Origin of the sequence: Peptoniphilus gorbachii (genome assembly GCF_016908115.1) — a bacterium.
In the GTDB taxonomy this organism is placed as follows: Bacteria; Bacillota; Clostridia; order Tissierellales; family Peptoniphilaceae; genus Peptoniphilus_A; species Peptoniphilus_A gorbachii.
On record NZ_JAFBDH010000001.1, the window covers coordinates 158371 to 176907 of the forward strand.

Below are 18537 nucleotides of genomic sequence, written 5' to 3' on the forward strand. Positions count from 1 at the left end.
TTTATTTTAAAATTCTATCCTAACCTTGAATAAGTCTCCGTCGATATCTATGTCAAAGCTTGCTCCGTGAGCTCTCACAAAGGATGAGGCTATTGATAGGCCAAGACCTGAGCCTGATGTTGTCCTTGATTTTTCTCCACGAGTAAATCTTTCCATAAGTTCCTCTGCGGAAATGTTAAGTGGATACTTGGAAATATTTTTAATAGTTAGTCTTACTCCATCTTCGTCAATTAAATCAACATAGACTCTTGAGTTTTCTAATGCGTACTTAGAAATATTTGAGAATAAGTTGTCTAGAACTCTTGAGAATTTTTGTCCATCAATCTTAAGCATTACTTTTTCTTCAGGAAGATTTGAAATAATTTCAATATTTTTTTCTGAAATTTTGTCTTCCCACTCTCCTATGGATTGTTGAACAAGAGAATTAAAGTCAAGTTCTTGCCTATCTAACTCAATATTATTTGATGTCGCCTTTGATACTTCAAATAAGTCTTCAATTAAAACCTTTAACTTGTTGGACTTTTCATTTATTATTTTTGAATACTCCTTAACTTCATCTTTTGTATTATCATCTTTTGATAAGAGATCAGAATAATTAATTATAGATGTCAATGGAGTCTTTAAGTCGTGGCTTACATTTGTAATGAGTTCTGTCTTTAATCTTTCAGATTTTACTGCATCTTCAATGGCAAGGTCTAAGTTCTCTCCAATATTGTTAAAGTTGTCGACTATGCCATCATAAAGTCCACCTTTTTTTTCAATGTTCTTTTTATAATTTCCCTTAACAATTTCACTGGACTCCCTGGAAATTCTTGCAACTTCATTTATATTTTTCATCAATATATAATAAATGAATATGCCAAATAATATCATTGGAATTACTATTCCTTCAAGAGCAGAGGAATATAATGATGCAAAGAAGAGGAATACTATAAACAGCACAAAACAAATTCCAAAATAAACTAGGGTAAATTTAATTTTTGCATCTTTAATATTTTTATTTTCTTCATCTATATTTGAAAATTCTGAAATAGCACCAGTAAAAATTCTATAAATTAATGAATTTTTAAGAAGATAATTTTCTGTATTCTTGTTAAATACGCTCTTTAATAAAATTACCAAATAATTTACTGTTAGTGAAACAATTACAAGACCGATTAGATATAAGAAATAGAAAATATACAAATTGCTGTAAATTTGATTCATGCTTGATATTCCTGCAGCAGAAACTGCAAATATTACAAATAGAATAATCACAAGTTCTATTGGAAACTTGAAAACTTTCCTCAATCTTTCGCTGTCGTCAACTTTTTCCATATTCATAAATAGTCCAAGAAGAAGAGATAAAATTGCAGCAATTAATACACTAATTCCAATTTGAACAAAAACTTGGTCTTTAAATACATCTCTTTCAATATCTTTAAAAACTTCATCATCTAATGATGTGTAATAAGCAAACTTTAGATTTTTAACATTATTATTACTATTTAATTTACTAAAGGTTTCATTTAGAGCCCCTTTAAAAGACTTGTCGATAAAATTATAGTCACTATCCATAAGTCTTTTACTTTTTTGAACTTTATCAATCACTATACTATCATCAATTACCGAACCAGTAATCAAAAAGTCATTATTTCCCATTTCAATTTCTAATGGATCAAATTCATTTTTTTCATATTCATTAGTTAGGTAAAAAGTTTTATATTCAGATTTTATTTCTGGTTGGTCTATCATGCCTTCATCCAAATAAAGTTTTGGGTCAAGTCCCTTTTCTTTTAGGGCATCTTTTTTCTTTTGAGCTTCTATTACTCCTCTATCTGTAACAACATTTCCGTTTTTGTCAAAATATTTTAACTTATAAGACTTTATAGCATAGTTAAATTCTTTATAATTACTATAAAAATCATCATTGTCATTTACTGACATATTTAGAGTGTTATAAATCCTATTTTCTGTCATATTTCTTTTATAAGATGAATCAGGATTCTTAGAAAAGAAAAACGATCCTGCCAAAAGTGATACTAGGGAAATTGCTAAAATTATTAAAGCATAATAGGATAATTTGTAAGAATTTTTTTTCATTATTTTCGCCTCAAATCTTCAAACTTATATCCAAGACCCCACTGGACTTTTAAGTACATTGGCTTCTTTGGATTTACTTCGATTTTCTCTCTAATTCGTCTAATGTGAACTGTCACAGTCTTTGCCTCCATGGCTGGCTCATTCCAGACACTTTCGTAAATTTCTTCAATGGAAAAAACTCTATTGGGATTTCTCATGAGTAGCTCCAAAATTTTAAACTCAATAGATGTTAGGGCAACTGGTTTATCTTCAACATAGGCAATTTTTTGAGATAAATCTAATTTAATGCTTCCTATTTCTATAAAGTTTCTGTCATTTTTTAAATCATAGGCATAAAATCTTCTCAAATTGCTCTTAACACGAGCAATGAGTTCCATTGGATTGAAGGGCTTTTGAACATAATCATCAGCGCCAATGTTGAGTCCAAAAATTTTGTCTGTGTCCTCTGATTTTGCAGATAGGATAATTATTGGGACAAAGGAAACTTCTCTTAACTTAATTATTGCTTCCTCGCCAGAAAGTTTTGGCATCATGAGGTCCATTATAATTAAATCAATTTTTTCATTTTTAAAAATTTCTAGAGCTTCAAGCCCATCTTCAGCATAAAAAATTTCAAAATTTTCATTCTTTAAATAAATTCCAATGGACCTGGCAATTTCCTTGTCGTCCTCGGCAATTAAAATATTGTATTTATCCATTACATCCCTCCTTTGCCATTATAATAGCAAAAAATAATTACAAAATAGTCTACAAAATTCTTACAAATTTCTTAAATTATAAATTTAAAATTTTTCTAGTATTAAAAACCTTGCAAAATAAATTGCAAAAATAGATAAAATTATGCTTAATAAAGCGTAAAAGATTGAAAGCATTAAATTCCCATTCTTTTCCAAATTAAATATTTCAAAGGCAAAAGTTGAGAAAGTTGTAAAGCCTCCGCAAAATCCTACCTTTAAAAATAAAATTAATCTAGGATCCAATTTATTTTTCTCAGCGTAAAAGGCAATTATTGCTAGAAAAAAAGCTCCCACTACATTAATTATAAGGGTGGCAAGGGGAAAATCTCCACCACAATTTATCTTGTTACTTAAAAAATATCTAAGACCAGAACCTAAGGCCCCACCTAGTGCTACAAATAAATACATTTTTTGCTCCTTTCTTTTATTGTATGACAAATGCTTATGTGCTAAAATCATTTTGTTATAATTATATTAAAAAAGGAGTTTATTGTGAAGGAATACAATGTAATGAAACTTGAATACGAAGTTGATGACAAGCCAAATTTTTTAAAGTCCTCCCTACTTGGATTTCAAAATATTTTGACTGCCTTTAGTGGAATTATTGCAGTTCCACTTAGTATTGCTGCTATAGCTGGTACAAATGTTGCCGAGACTTCTGTGCTTATCTCTGCTGCCCTACTTGCCTCTGGTATCTGTTCTTTTATCCAAACTAAGGGAATCTTTAAGGGCAACGCAAAGGTTGGTATTGGTCTTCCAACAATTATGGGAACTGACTTTGGCTTTGTGCCACCTGCCAATGCTGTAATTAATACTATGGGCGGCGGACTTGCAGGTTATTTTGGTGCAACTATAATGGGTGCCTTTTTAGAATTAATTTTAAGCTTTTTTATAAAGCCCCTTCTTAAATTTTTCCCAGAAGTTGTAACAGGTACTGTTATTACCCTAATTGGAATTACAATGATGCCTGTTGCCTTTGACTGGGTTGGCGGAGGTTATGGTGCAGAAAATTATGGTGACCCACTCTTTATTGGGATTGCTGTATTTACCTTCCTACTTATAATTTTTATTAATCACTATGGCAGAGGTTTTGTAACGACAGCATCAGTTTTTATAGCCATGATTATTTCCTACATCATTTGTATTCCACTACATCTTGTAGATTTTTCACAAGTTGCAGCCGCTCCTTGGATAAAAATTCCAGAAATTTTTCCCTTTGGAGTTAAATTTGATTTAAAATTTGTAGTTCCCTTTATTGCAGGCTATCTTGTAACAATAATTGAAACTGTTGGAGTTATGAAAACTTTGGGAACAGTGTGTGAAGTAGACTTATCTGATGCTGACATTGCAAGTGGTGTTAGAGCTGATGCCATTGGCTCTATGCTTTCTCCAGTTTTTGGTTCAGGTGCAGCACAAACCTTCAGCCAAAATGTTGGTCTAATTCCACTTACTAAGTGTGCCTCAAGAAAGGTCGCTCTTTATTCTTCCTTTATCTTAATTATTATGAGTTTATGCCCTAAATTTGCAACACTAGTTTCTATTATGCCTACACCAATTCTTGGTGGAGCTGGAATTCTTATGTTTGGTACAATTATTGGCTCAGGTATGCAAGCTCTTAGCAAGGCAAAATTTTCCACGAAAAATATTATGATAATTGCTGGTGGAATTGGCGTTGGTATAGGAATAACTATGAAACCAGATATTGTTGCAAAACTCCCAAGCTTACTAGCAGCACTTTTCTCATCAGGTATATCTGGTGGAACTATTGTAGCTGTAATATTAAACATTTTACTTGTGGATAAGGATTATTAAAATTAAACTGCTCTTGGAGCAGTTTTTTTATGAAAAAATTTTCTAAATCCATTTACTGTGCTATAATGTTAAAAGAAATTCTCTTTTGAAAGGAAAATAACATGAAGGATTTTTTGACAAGACCAGCTTGGATTGAAATAAATTTAGATAATTTTGAAAATAATATTAAAGAAATAAAAAGTATAATTACTCCGGGAACAGAAATTATGAGCGTAGTTAAAAGTGACGCCTATAGACTTGGTGCCATTCCCCTTTCTTATGTGTCTAGAGAACTTGGCATAAAGTTTTACGGTGTTGCAACTTTAAGTGAGGCATTGAGATTAAAAAAAGAGTTTTCTGACACTTCTATTTTAATACTTGGTTACACACCATCCCATCTCTTTGAAGATGCAGTAAAAAATGAAATCACCCTAACTATTTATACACTTGAAGATGCAAGAAAACTAGATGAAATAGCAGGGTACTTAGGTAAAAAAGCTAAGCTTCACCTTGCAGTTGATAGTGGAATGTCGCGAATAGGTTTTATTCCAGGAGAAAATTCATTAGAAGAAGTTAAAAAAATATTTGAGCTTGGAAATATTTTTGTTGAAGGAATTTTTTCTCACTTTGCTGCCAGTGAATCTGATCCAGAATTTACAAAGAGACAGTTTATAGCTTTTACAAATTTTATAAAAGAAATTGAAGATCACGGCTACAAAATTACATACAAACATATTGCAAATTCTTCTTCTGTCTTATATCACAGAGAATACGACCTTAATATGGTAAGACCTGGCATAATACAGTTTGGATATACAGATAGCGAAAAATTGCCTGAAGAATTTGGACTAAAAGAATTTCTATCTCTTAAAGCACAAATTGCCTCTATTCGTACGGTAAAAAGCGGAGAAACTGTAGGTTATGAAAGGTTTTATAAGTGCCACAAAGACACTAAGGTTGTCACTCTTCCCCTTGGATATGCCGATGCTTTTCCAAGAATTTTGTCAGAAAAAATCGAAGTTTTAATTAATGGAAAGAGATGCAAGCAAATTGGCTTAATCTGCATGGATCAAATGATGGTTGATGCCTCTGGTGTTGATTGTAAAATTGGAGACGAAGTTGTCTTAATAGGAAAACAAGGTCAAGAAGAAATAAAAGTAAGAGATATTTGCCAATACTCCTGCGACTGTGAAACTTCTTTTATAACTCATTTTAATAGAAGACTCCCAAAATATTATTATAGACATGGAGAACTTGTCCATGTGAGCAGTATGGATTAATATTTATAAATTTCATAAAATTTAAACCCCAAAAACTTTAATAGCTTTTGGGGTCATTTATTAAAAAAGAGAGCTCATAGCTCTCTTTTTCTTATTGTGACTTTAGTCAGTTGAGCACGCAACGCGTGCGAAACATAAAACTACCCGCTATGCGGGTAGGCAACAATAGGTTATACCAAAAATCACCTCAGTATTATAATAGAGTTGTTCAGACCTAAAATAATAAGAGGTGATTAATATGGCTCAAAAGGCAAATTCATTATCACACACAAAATGGATGTGTAAATATCATATTGTCTTTACACCAAAGTATAGACGAAAAATAGTATTTAATCAATACCGAGATAGTTTGGGAGAAATATTTAGGATGTTATGTAAATACAAAGGAGTAGAAATAATAGAAGGACATTTAATGCCAGACCATGTGCATATGTTAGTTAGTATTCCTCCAAAAATATCAGTGTCAAGTTTCATGGGATACTTAAAAGGGAAAAGTGCACTAATGATGTTTGACAAGCATGCAAACCTAAAATACAAATTTGGAAATAGACATTTTTGGGCAGAGGGATATTATGTAAGTACAGTAGGATTGAATGAACAAACAATAGCAAAGTATATAAGAGAGCAAGAGCAACACGACATAGCAATGGATAAATTGAGTGTAAAAGAATACGAAGATCCATTCAAAAGAAGATGAATGAAGCCCTTTCAGGGCTGGCTAAAGAGGCAAAAACAATAAGGTTTGAACAAAGTGAAAACCAGCGCCTTGAGACGCTGGTTGGTATCACTCGGGCTTATAGCCCGTAATCAAACCACCCGTTTTACGGGTGGTTATGATTCTTACTCACTTATTTCTTCTTTTTCAGCATTTTCAGTTTCTTCTGAATCTAATTTTTCTTTTACTGCATAATATTCTTTAAATATTACGTCTTCCAATTCTTTTCTTGCTTCAGCATTAATAGGGTGAGCAATGTCTCTGTATTCACCATTAGATAGTCTTCTGCTTGGCATTGCTAAAAATAATGATTCATTTCCTTCTATTATTTTTATATCATGAAGCACAAATTCGTTATTAAAGGTTACAGATACTATTGCTTTAAGCTTTCCTTCAGTTGGTAATTTGCGAAGTCTTACATCAGTTATGTTCATACAAGTATCCCTCTCTTTCTTTACCATATTATAGCACAACTTAGATATATAATAAACGATTTAATTAAATTATTTACTATAATTTATTTAAATAGAAACTTATTATTTTTTTCTTTGTAAAAATTTGTGTTATAATTAAAAAGAATTGGAGGAAATAAATTGTTTGAAATTAATATAGATAATAGTAAGTATAAAAATATATTTTTTATTGGAATTGGTGGAATCAGTATGTCAGCTTTAGCTGAGCTCATGCTTTACAAAGGCTACAATATTTTTGGAAGCGATAGAAATCCATCTATTAACACAGAAAAGCTAGAAAAAAATGGTGCCACAATATATTATGAACACAAGAAAGAGCATATTAACAACATGGACCTTGTGATTTTTACAGATGCAATTTCTTTTGACAACGAAGAATATACAGAAGCAGTCAAAGAAAAAATTGATTTAGTAGATAGAGCTACATTTTTGGGTGCAATAATGAAAAATTACAAAAAATCAATTGCAGTTTCAGGCACTCATGGCAAAACTACTACTACTTCTATGATTACAGAAATTATTAAAGACCTTGATGTAAATCCAACTATTATGCTTGGAGGTCAACTAAAGGATATTGATGGCAATATTAAAATAGGTGAAGAAAAGTTATTTTTGACTGAAGCCTGTGAATATAAGGCAAATATTTTAAAATATTTTCCAACTACAGAAATTATTTTAAATATCGATGAAGATCACTTAGATTATTTTGATAATATAGATCATATAATAAGAACTTTTAAGGGATATGTTGACAACTTAAATGAAGATGATTATGTTATTTTAAATGTTGATGATGAAAATGTAAGAATACTTTTCCCAATTGATAATTGCAAAGTCTTTACTTTTGGCATAAATAATGAAGCTGATTTAATGGCAAAAAATATAGACTTTTCAAATGACGGTTTTCCAACTTATGACTTATATCTTAAAGGTAAAAAAATAAGTCATGTTGAACTTTCAGTCCTTGGAAGCCATAATGTTTTAAATTCTCTTGCTGCAATTGCCGCAACTTATGTTAATAATATTTCTATAGAAAATGCAGTTCTCGCACTTAAATCTTATAAGGGCGTGGAAAGAAGATTAGAAGAAAAAGGCTATTTCAAAGGCACTAAAATTATGGATGACTATGCTCATCACCCAACAGAAATAAAATCATCAATTCACGCAATTAAAAAAGCTTGTGCTGGAAAACTTTACACTGTTTTTCAACCTCACACATTTACCAGAACAAAACTTTTATTAGATGCCTTTGCTAACTCTTTTGACGAATCTGATATAATTATTATCACAGATATTTATGCTGCTCGTGAAAAAGATTATGGTGACATTCACTCAAAAACTTTAAGAGATGCCATTTCAGAACATAGAGATAATGCCTTTTACATTTCTGGCTTTGAAGATATTGTAAAATTTTTAAAAGAAAATGTTAAAAAAGACGATGTAGTTGTAACAATGGGTGCTGGAGATGTATATAAAATAGGCGAAATGATTTTAGATAAATAATAATATAAAAAATTTGGAACTCTTTGAGTTCCTTTTTTTTTGGCAAAAAAAAAGATCTCACAATGGAGATCTTTTAAAAATTTTTAACTAAAATTATTTATGTTATTTTGTGGCTTATTATTAATTTGTGTATTATTAATGTTTTCTGTACTTTTATTGTCATTAGAATTCTTTCCATCATTATTATTTATCTGATTATTTTCATTCTTTGAATTAATTTTATTATTAGAATTAGTTCTTAAATTTTTAGAATTATTATTTTCTGTATTTTTTGAACTTTCATCTTTTTTTGTTTCAATCTTTTTTTCAGTATCCTTATTTTCAAATGAAGAAATTTCTATTTCGCGACTTTCATTAATATAATTAACAACCATGTCTAAGTTTTCAGCAATAAATCTAATTGGAACATAAGTCCTGTCCCCCTTAATAATTGCTGCTTGATCAATTTTTACATCTTTGCCATCAATTTTTATAATTGGGGAATCAATTTTAAGCTCAATATTTTTGCCATTGCTATTGACTCTTACAAGTCTATTTTCTCCATCCCAATTTACCTCTCCACCAAGCGCTTCAACAACAAATCTTAATGGTACTAAAGTTCTATTATTCTTAATAAATGGTTTTGCATCCATCTTTTTAGATTCACCATTAATACTATAGTTAACATCATTAATTTTCATTTTAATTAATCTAGTAGATTCATCATAAAGTGCAATAGTTGAAGTTTTATTTCCAAGTTTTGCTATTATTTTTGGATTTCTACCGTAATCAAGTACATTAATTTTAAAATTGTTTGGGTCCACATTAGCTGTCATATCCTCAAAGGAATAATTTATAACTCTTGGAGAAATTTTAATCTTTCTATTGTTGTATTCACCCTTGGCATTTATATCTAAAGCCATTCCTTTTTTAATGATTTTATTCTTAGTATCAATAGTAAATTTTGAATATTTTGAAGGATCAGCTATATTTATTTCTTTATTAATATTTTCGCCCTTATTTGTTGTTAAAGCTAAATTAAATTTTCCTGGTGTAATTGATAGATAATCTAAGCTCTTTAAAATATTAGCTCCATTAGAATTATCTGCCACTGTATAAGTTCTGTCTTTAATATCAATGGGATTTAAAAATTCATCCCATGCTGATTTTAATTTTAAATTAATTTGCTCTCCAACAATTGTATTTAAATCACTTTCAAATTTTACATCAGAAATAACACCAGTATTAGTAGTTGTGTTAAAAACTCCTAAACCATTTACAACTTTTCTTTCTGCTGCATTTCTTTCAGGATTAGTAACTCTAGTTCTCTTAATATCCCCTAGATTTCTAACTGCCATGGCAGTAGAGCCGCCACCATCTAAATTCATTGCCTTAAATGCACCAAGATCTAGCATAAACTGAGATAACTCATTTAGTGAAAGACCAGCAGATCTTTTTGTTCTACCTTCGCAAGAAACAATGTAAACAGTTTTTCCATCTTTGCTTATTCCCACAGCAGTCCTTGCTCTTATGCCACCAATTGATGTAACATCCTTTGTATATTTTTTTATAGCTCCATTTTCGACAAGAAGTGCATGACCACCAATCATCATTTTCCAATTTCTATTTGGCTCAATATTAGTATTAATTTGAACTTTGTCGCCAACTTTTATGTTTTCACGCACAAATCTTTCAGAACCACCACTTACTTGCAATATTTTCTTTCCCTTAGGAATTTTCATGTCAATATTTTTTCTGTAAACAATTTGTTCTACTACATTGTCTTGTGATAAAAGAACTTCACCAGCAGTTTTATCTCCCCTAGACTTTGAAGACCAGAAGGAATCATACATTTGAATTTTTGATTCATGAGAATATTCTTTAGATGGTTGGTACCAATAAAAAGTTTTATTTAATCCATCAATTGGATAAGATTTTCCATTGGGAGCAGTTATGCTTCCAACAAATTTTGTGCTGTCAATAAAAGCAGTATTATTTTCATCAATTCCAAAGGACCAAATATCAGTCAATACCGCTGGAGATGATTTCATATCTCCATCAATAATAGATGCCCCAAGTGGCACACCTTGAAGTTGCATTGTAAAGAAATCTCCATTTACAAGAGCAACAGCATTAGTTCTATCTGCCATTTGTGACACAGTTGCCTTATTAGTATAAGTTCCTCCACCTGCTACTGTATTAATTTTTATATGTGGATTATTTAAATCAACTGTAACAACATTTGTCTGGGTATTCTTTTTATCTCTAGAAATTTCATATTTGTATCTCACAACACCTGGAGCAATAGGCTCCTTAAATAATAATTTATTGGCTGCAAATACATTAGATGTAACAATCATAAAAAATATAATCATTACAAGGCTAATTCTTTTTTTATTCATTTTATCTACCTCGCTTACATAAAAAGTATAAATGAAGATAAGTATTTTCTCAAAGAATTTTTTAATTTGTAACAAAAACTTAATTATATAGCTAAATTTTAAAATTTTTCTCAAAAAAATATCCTGCCTTAGGCAAGATATTTTTTATTTAAATATTTTATTTTTTTAAAATATCATCAAAAACTTTAGTAAATTCCTTCATGTCATCTAAACTTGTGTCACCCATGTGTCCAACTCTAAAAGTTTTATCAGCCATAGGTCCATAACCATTGGAAATTACAATTCCCTTTTCTATAAAGTCACTATTTAATGTTTTGAAGTCTAAATTTTTTGTATTTTTTACACAAGTTATTGTTGGTGATAAATATTTTTTATCTCCAAAAACTTCAAAATTTTTATTTGCCCAATCTTTAAAATAATTTGACATATCTAAGTGTCTCTTAAATCTATTTTCAAGACCTTCATCATTTATTATATAATCAAGTTGGTATTCTGCAGCAACCATATTTGAAATGGCAGGAGTTGATGGGTACTGATAGTCATGTTCTTTTGAAAAATTATAGAGAAGCAATAAATCTAAATAATGACCTCTATTTTCTACTGTCTTTGCTTTCTCTACAGCTTTTTTTGAAAAAGATGCAAAACTTAGACCTGGTACAAGTCCTAAACATTTTTGTGAAGATGTTATGGCTATGTCTATGCCATATTTATCTTGATCAATTGGAGTTCCTCCGGCAGAACTTACTGTATCAAGAGCCCAAATAATTTCTGGATATTTATCTATAACTTCTTTAAGTTCAGAAAGACTATTTAAAATACCTGAAGATGTTTCGTTGTGTGTTATAGCAACAAAATCATATTCTTTTTTCATCAATAAATCTTCTAATTTATTTGGATCAGTTGCTTCACCTGGCTCTGCCTTTAAAATATCGGTTTCAATTCCATTTTCAAGACCAAGTCTTTGCCAAAGTTCTCCAAAGGAACCTAAAGAACAGACCAATGCCCTCTTCTTTGTACATGACTTAATAGCACCTTCCATAAGTCCAGTGCCTGATGATGTTGAAGTTAAAATATATTCTTTAGTTCCAAAAACTTTTTGCATATTTATAAAAATTGATTTTTGAATTTCTGATGCATCCTTAGTTCTGTGTCCTATAACAGGTTTTTCAAATTGTTTTAAAACTTCACTGCGAACTGACACAGGACCGGGTAAAAATAGTTTCATCCTTATTCCCCCTATCTATGCTAAAATAATAATACAAAATTTAATTATAGTCAAATAAAAAAACTTTGTAAACTTGCAAATAATTATTTTGTTTAGGAGACCTTCACTAGTTTTGTTAAATAAATTATTATTAAATTTATTCAATAAATAAAAAACTCTGCCAAAGACAGAGCCAAAAATTTAATATTTTAATTTTGCAAAAATCATTTTTCCTGCTGAAGTTTGTAGAGCACTTGTAACAATTACGTTAACATTTTCTCCAATAAGATCTTTTCCATTTTCAACGACAATCATAGTACCATCATCTAAATAACCTAGACCTTGATTTTGTTCTTTACCTTCTTTTACAATTAAAATTTTCATTTCTTCACCTGGTAAGTAAAGTGGTTTAACTGCATTTGCAAGTTCATTAATATTTAAAACTTCTAGGTTTTGAACTTTTGCTACTTTATTTAAATTATAATCGTTAGTTACAATTTTACCGCCTAAATCAATGGCAAGTTTTAATAATTTTGAATCAACTTCAGGAATTTCTTCAATTTTTCCCTTATATATAATAACTTCAACATTTTTAAGTTCTTGAATTGCAGCAACAGTATCAAGCCCTCTTCTGCCACGATTTCTTTTTAAAGAGTCAGCAGAATCGGCAATGTGTTGAAGTTCTTCTAATACAAAAACTGGAACTACAAGTGGTCCTTCAATAAAACCAATTTTTACAATATCAAGTATTCTACCATCAATAATTACTGAAGTATCTAATACCTTAGGAATGCCCTCACGATTTTTAACAGTTTCCTTTGTCTTAGTGTTTCTTTTTGCAGACAAAAGAGTTAAATCTCTTATTTTTTCTGAAATGGTGTCCTTATTTGACATTCCTATGTTAAGACCTAAATAACCAAGCATCCCATAAAGTAAAATTGATATTACTGAACCCACATAGGGAATTGGAATCTTGTAAATAGGTTGTGATATTAAAAATGCTATTATGAGACCAATAATTAATCCCACTGCGCCAAGTATTACCTCTGTAAAAGATTTGGTTTGAATTTCTCTCTGCCATAAAGCCAAAAGATCCTCCAAAGTTCTAAAAGTCTTTGGTGAAAGTATAAAAAATATAAGTGCAAATAAAATAACTATAATGACAGAAATAACTGTCACAATTTTTTGGCTTCCAATAGCTTTTACAAATTGCATGTCTGATAATACAGACACGATAAAAATACCGACTAATGCACCTATTAAAGTAAATAGCACCTTAAAAATTTTGGACACAATTTTTCGGTTCTTACTAATAAAAATCCCTCCTTAACCAAAAATGGCATCATTAATTAATTTTGAAATTTCTTCCACATTTTTATCAAAAACAAGAGCCATCTCTGAAACAATGATTTGTCTTGCTTCTGTCAAAATTTTTCTCTCTCCTGTAGAAAGAGATTTTTTTTTGTCTAGATTTTCCAGACACTTTATAACATCAGCAATTTCTGTTAAATCGCCAGATTTTATTTTTTCTAAATTAAATCTATATCTTCTATTCCAATTTTTTGGCATAGTAATTTCCCTATCTGAAGAAAGTGTTTCTAGTAATTTTTCCATAGTTTTCTCATCAGAAATTTTTCTAACACCAACTTCTTCTGCATTTTTAACAGGAACCATAACTTTTAACTCGTTTATAGGTAATCTCATTATGTAGTATTTGTGGACATTTCCGAGAATCTCTCTCTCTTCTATCGCAACTATTTCGCCTGCCCCATGCATAGGATATACAATTTTATCGCCAATATTAAACATATTTTACCTCCTATTATCCCTATTATTAGTATAACAGAGATTTGCAAAAAAGTAAAAACTATTTAATATATCATAGATTATAGTTTTATGCAAAGATTTTTTTGATAAATTTTAATTTACTTAAAATTTTATTTATAGTATAAATTATTAATGTGATAATTAATAAAGTTTTTTGTGAAATTTTAAATATCTTTTATAAATATAAAATGCCCTCTAAAAATACTTAGAGGGCTAATTTACTATTTTATTAAATTTAAAATTAAATTATCTCTTGTTAGTTCTTCTCCAAATATTCATCTTTTCTGCATCTTTAATTAGCTCATCTCTAAATTCAGGTGCAGCAAGATTAATTATTCCTTCAGCTCTTTGCCAAGTTGATTGACCCTTGCAGTTAAATTTTCCATATTCTGTTACAAGCCAATGAGTGTTTGGTCTTGCAGCTGTAATTGCTGAAAATGTTTCAAAATTAGGAACGATTCTTGATTCTTCCTTGCCAGTCTTTTTATTCATAAATTTTGAAGATAGACAAATAAATGACTTTCCACCTTTTGATAAATATGCACCAAGTACGAAGTCAAGTTGTCCACCAGCTCCTGAAATATGTTTTACTCCAGAAGATTCAGAAGATACTTGTCCGAATAAATCGACATTAACAGCATTATTTATAGATACAAAATTATCAAGCTCAGCTATTACTCTTGCATCATTTGTATAAGATGTTGGAGCTGCCATACAAGCAGAGTTATTGTCAATGTAGTCATACATTTCCTTTGAACCTGCAGCAAATCCATAAGCTTGTCTAAATCTGTCAATATTTTTCTTAGCACCAGTAAGTTTACCCTTCTTTGCCATTTCAACAAAGCCGTCAACATACATTTCTGTGTGAACACCTAAATCCTTTAAGTCAGAATCTGCAATAAGTGAGCCTACAGCATTTGGCATTCCACCAATTCCAAGCTGAAGAGTTGCTCCATTAGGTATTTCTTCAACAATTAATTCTGCAACTTTTTTATCTACTTCACCAAAGCTTCCCTTAGGAAGTGTTGCGATATCAGGATTTTCTCCTTCTATAATATAATCAACATCTTTAATATTGATTTCGTGTTCAAAACCGCCAAGTCCAGTTGGCATTTTTTCGTTTACTTCAATTATAACTTTATCTGCTGTTTCTATAACTGCCATTAAGTGAGATGCACTTAGACCAAAGTTAAAGTTGCCATGTTTATCCATAGGAGGAGTTACTATTACTGCAATATCAACTTTACAGTTTTCTCTATACCATCTTGGAAGTTCTGAATATCTTAGTGGTATATAAAAACCACCTGGAGTCTTATTAATTCTATTTCTATCAGGACCACCTGCATGCCAAGAATTCCATACTACTTTTTCTCCATTAGGATCCTTTTTGAATACTTCAGGTTCCCAAAGAAGAACTCCACCTCTTAAATAAATTTCATTTAATTCATCTAGTCTTTCTGCTAGGGCCTTATCAAAAGCTACTGGTGTTTGTACACACCAAGCGTAGTCAATCCACATATTGTCTTTTACCATTTTTGCAGCATCTTTAGCTGAAATTAATTTTTCTTGATACTCTTTAGAATAATCCATAATTCCTCCTTAAATTTTTAAATAATCCTTATAATTAGTATGAGACCTTATAAATTTAATGTAGTTTAAAAAATCTTCCATTACAATTTTAAATTTTTTCTCATTTAGCTCTATAATTACTTTATTTTTACCCCTTAAATCGAAAATATACGCACCCTTTACTTTAACTTTATATAATTTTTCATAAATAGCTGAATAAAGTAGTAATTGATTTTCATAAGACTTTTTCATACTTTCATAGTCTAAGTCACTTGTTTTTAGATCAACAATATAATATTCTCCATTTTTTTCTATAACCTGGTCAATAAAGCCCTTTACTAAAAATCCTTCTAAGTCGAAATAAAATAATAATTCCTTTTCTATTATATTTTCTTCTTCCATTTGAAGATAATTAAGTGAGAGCTTTCTTGCAATATTTAAATTTTTGTCATTAATTTCTTCCTCATAATAATCAAAAATTTCTTCCAAAAATTTATCTATATTACCTTTATTAGTATCTTTATTAGAATGAATTTGTGCGAATAAATGTACTATATTTCCTAGGGTCTTGGGATCAATTTTTTGTTTTTTACCTTGACCCCTTGTATACCTATCTATTCCCATAAAATATTTCTTATAAAAATCTAAGGGACTTCTCTTATAATTTATAAAATCAGTAACTGTATAATATTCTCTAATTCTATTTTCAAAATTAATATCTACATTAAGCTCATCATATTTTTTAAGAGAATTTTCTTTTTTTATTTCATGGGAAAATTCATAATCGCTTATTTTAATTTCTTTATCTAAAAAGTCAAAATAAGATCCACTTTTATATTTATCATAATTTCCAAAAAGAATAAGTTCCTTCTTTGCCCTTGTCATAGCAACATATAAAACTCTCTTTTCCTCTTCACTATCAATAGATTTTATTTTTTCATTAATATTTCTATATCTATAATCAGAAAAACTTGATTTTATAGCAAGACCTAGCTCCTTATCCACTATTATCTTATTATTTTGACCCAGTTTTTTCCCTCTACCCATGTGAGAAATAATAACTGCATGAAATTCCAAACCCTTAGATTTATGAATTGTCAAAAGATTAATTCCTTTTTCTAAATCATCAAATTTTAAACTTAGAATATATTTTTCAAAGCTATTAAAATCATTTGAATTTTCTTCTAAATAATCCCCTGCAATTTTTTTAAATTTGTAAAGATAGTCCCAATCAGTTCCATTAAGGGTATCTAATTCATATAAATAATTCATTATTTCCTGAATCATTTCATCTAAAAGAAGGATTTCAGATTTTTCTTTTAGCTTAATTAAAAGTTCTATAAAATTATTTATTTTTTCATCTTCTATATTTGACTTAAATAAAGAAAAAGTATTATCTATTCCATGATTTAAAATTTTAACTAAACTATTAAAGTTAAATTTTAATATCGATGAATTAAAAAGAGATAGAGTTTTTATAAAATCATCTGGACTATAAATTGTTGCTAAAATATTTTTAACAATTTTTAAAACTTCTATTTCTTCAAGTCTTCTCTCGCCCTTATTAAAAGGAATATTTGTATTGGAAAGAATTCTACTTATTTCATGGATTTGAGCATTACTCCTAGATAAAATTGCGATGTCTTCTTCCTTATATTTTTTTAATAGATCAAAAACAAGATTTCCTAAATCATTATTATCTTCAGTATTATAGAGATAGACACCTCCATTACTATAAAAGTCAAATTCCATTTCTTCATAAGAATCAATAAGATTTTCAAAATTAGAATTTATAAAATTTATAATATTTCCATCACTTCTGTAATTCTTATTCATTAAAAGAGAAATCCCACGATTTTTTATTTTGTTGGCAAAACTAAAATAGCTATTTAAATCTGTCCCCCTAAAAGCATAAATAGATTGTTTTGGATCACCAACAATAAATAAATTTGAATTTTCAAAAACATTAATAATATCATTTTGAATTTCATTAGTATCTTGATACTCATCTACAAGTATGTAAGAATATCTATTTTGAAGTATTTTTTTACATTCATCGTTCTTTAAAATTTTATGGGCATAATTTATAATGTCATCATAATCAAGAACATTAATTTTCTTTTTTTGCCTAGAATAATTATCATCAATTTTTTTTAAAATTTCTATTATAATTTCGTAATAATCTTTATTTTTTATTTCGAAACTCTCTTTTAATTCATGAATTAAATTTAAAATATCTAAGATTTTATCATTATATTTCTTTGACGAACCTAAATTTGACTCTATTAAATTTAGGACTTCTAAATCAATATTTTCATTACTTGAGAAAATGTCAATGTTTTCATCATAAAAAGATTTAAATTTATTTCCACTTACTTTTCTATAGTCTTCTAAAAGTAAAAAGAGCTCTCTAAAGTCTTTGTCACTTTCAGAAAATCTCAAACTCTTATGTAAGATATCCTCAAAGTCTAAATCGTTATTTTTAAAATCAGAATAGAGTTCTATAAAAACCTTCTTTTCTTCAAAAGGATTGGTATTAAAATCAAGTAAGTAATTTTTGAATTTTTCATCTCTAATACTATTTAATGTTAATTTTACAGAATTTTCTAGGATTTCTCCTTCTTTAGCTTCTTCCAAAATTTTAAACTTTGGATTTACACCAAGTATATAGGCGTAATTTTCAACTATTTCTAAGGCAAAAGAATGAATTGTCTTAATATTTAAATCTCTTTCCTCAAAATTAATATTTTCTTCTACTAGCTCCTTTGAAATCCTTTCTAGCATTTCTTCAGCAGCTTTTTTTGTAAAGGTGATTGCCAAAATACTTTTTGGGTTTTCATATTTTTTTACAATATTTATAAATCTTTTTATTAAAACTCTAGTTTTGCCTGTGCCAGCGCTTGCCATTAAAGTAAGGTCTTTATCAATTGTATTAATGGCTTCTAATTGGATTTTACTTAATTTCATAAAAACTC

Annotated in this window: 14 protein-coding genes; 4 read left to right on the forward strand and 10 right to left on the reverse strand. The window is 29.3% G+C overall.

Annotated features, from left to right (window positions below):
* Positions 1-6 precede the first annotated feature (6 nt).
* From JOD41_RS00785 to crcB, 3 genes are all read right to left on the reverse strand, one after another.
* A complete protein-coding gene (locus JOD41_RS00785; protein ID WP_205051177.1) occupies positions 7-2082 on the reverse strand; it encodes a sensor histidine kinase in 2076 nt (691 codons plus the stop codon).
* On the reverse strand, positions 2082-2780 hold the full coding sequence (locus JOD41_RS00790) for a response regulator transcription factor (RefSeq protein ID WP_205051178.1): 699 nt from the start codon (positions 2778-2780) through the stop codon (positions 2082-2084). The genes JOD41_RS00785 and JOD41_RS00790 overlap by 1 nt, the downstream gene beginning before the upstream one ends.
* An 84-nt stretch (positions 2781-2864) precedes the next feature.
* Positions 2865-3227 (reverse strand): fluoride efflux transporter CrcB, encoded by a 363-nt coding sequence (gene crcB / locus JOD41_RS00795; protein WP_205051179.1) that lies wholly within the window; start codon positions 3225-3227, stop codon positions 2865-2867.
* A gap of 84 nt (positions 3228-3311) precedes the next feature.
* Between crcB and JOD41_RS00800 the strand changes: the two genes are divergently transcribed.
* The 3 genes from JOD41_RS00800 to tnpA all read left to right on the forward strand — a co-directional run bounded on the left by JOD41_RS00800 (position 3312) and on the right by tnpA (position 6587).
* Entirely contained in the window at positions 3312-4631 is a 1320-nt protein-coding gene (locus tag JOD41_RS00800) for a uracil-xanthine permease family protein (RefSeq protein ID WP_338046844.1), read from the forward strand.
* Positions 4632-4732: 101 nt separating this feature from the next.
* Entirely contained in the window at positions 4733-5890 is a 1158-nt protein-coding gene (alr, locus tag JOD41_RS00805; RefSeq protein ID WP_205051180.1) for an alanine racemase, read from the forward strand.
* Positions 5891-6128: 238 nt separating this feature from the next.
* Positions 6129-6587: an IS200/IS605 family transposase gene (gene tnpA / locus JOD41_RS00810; protein WP_205051181.1), complete on the forward strand. Its 459-nt coding sequence runs from the start codon at positions 6129-6131 to the stop codon at positions 6585-6587.
* 143 nt (positions 6588-6730) lie between these two features.
* Here the strand turns inward: tnpA and spoVG are convergent, their stop codons facing one another.
* The gene (gene spoVG, locus JOD41_RS00815) at positions 6731-7039 is read right to left on the reverse strand and encodes a septation regulator SpoVG (RefSeq protein WP_205051182.1); all 309 of its coding nucleotides are present in this window, start codon (positions 7037-7039) and stop codon (positions 6731-6733) included.
* Between the two features lie 159 nt (positions 7040-7198).
* On the opposite strand from spoVG, the gene murC reads away from it, so the two are divergent.
* Positions 7199-8581: a UDP-N-acetylmuramate--L-alanine ligase gene (gene murC, locus JOD41_RS00820; RefSeq protein WP_205051183.1), complete on the forward strand. Its 1383-nt coding sequence runs from the start codon at positions 7199-7201 to the stop codon at positions 8579-8581.
* Between the two features lie 83 nt (positions 8582-8664).
* On the opposite strand, the gene JOD41_RS00825 is transcribed toward murC, so the two are convergent.
* The 6 genes from JOD41_RS00825 to JOD41_RS00850 form a co-directional block, all read right to left on the reverse strand.
* On the reverse strand, positions 8665-10962 hold the full coding sequence (locus JOD41_RS00825) for a stalk domain-containing protein (protein ID WP_205051184.1): 2298 nt from the start codon (positions 10960-10962) through the stop codon (positions 8665-8667).
* Positions 10963-11119: 157 nt separating this feature from the next.
* Entirely contained in the window at positions 11120-12187 is a 1068-nt protein-coding gene (locus tag JOD41_RS00830; RefSeq protein ID WP_205051185.1) for a pyridoxal-phosphate-dependent aminotransferase family protein, read from the reverse strand.
* 180 nt (positions 12188-12367) lie between these two features.
* Positions 12368-13459, reverse strand: a complete 1092-nt coding sequence (locus JOD41_RS00835) for a PIN domain-containing protein (protein WP_205051186.1) — start codon at positions 13457-13459, stop codon at positions 12368-12370.
* A gap of 33 nt (positions 13460-13492) precedes the next feature.
* Complete coding sequence (locus tag JOD41_RS00840; protein WP_205051187.1) at positions 13493-13975, reverse strand: CarD family transcriptional regulator; 483 nt, start codon at positions 13973-13975, stop codon at positions 13493-13495.
* Positions 13976-14239: 264 nt separating this feature from the next.
* Positions 14240-15583 (reverse strand): butyryl-CoA:acetate CoA-transferase, encoded by a 1344-nt coding sequence (locus JOD41_RS00845; protein WP_205051188.1) that lies wholly within the window; start codon positions 15581-15583, stop codon positions 14240-14242.
* 9 nt (positions 15584-15592) lie between these two features.
* Positions 15593-18529 carry a UvrD-helicase domain-containing protein gene (locus tag JOD41_RS00850; protein ID WP_205051189.1) on the reverse strand — a complete coding sequence of 979 codons (2937 nt, stop codon included), beginning with the start codon at positions 18527-18529 and terminating at the stop codon, positions 15593-15595.
* Positions 18530-18537 lie beyond the last annotated feature (8 nt).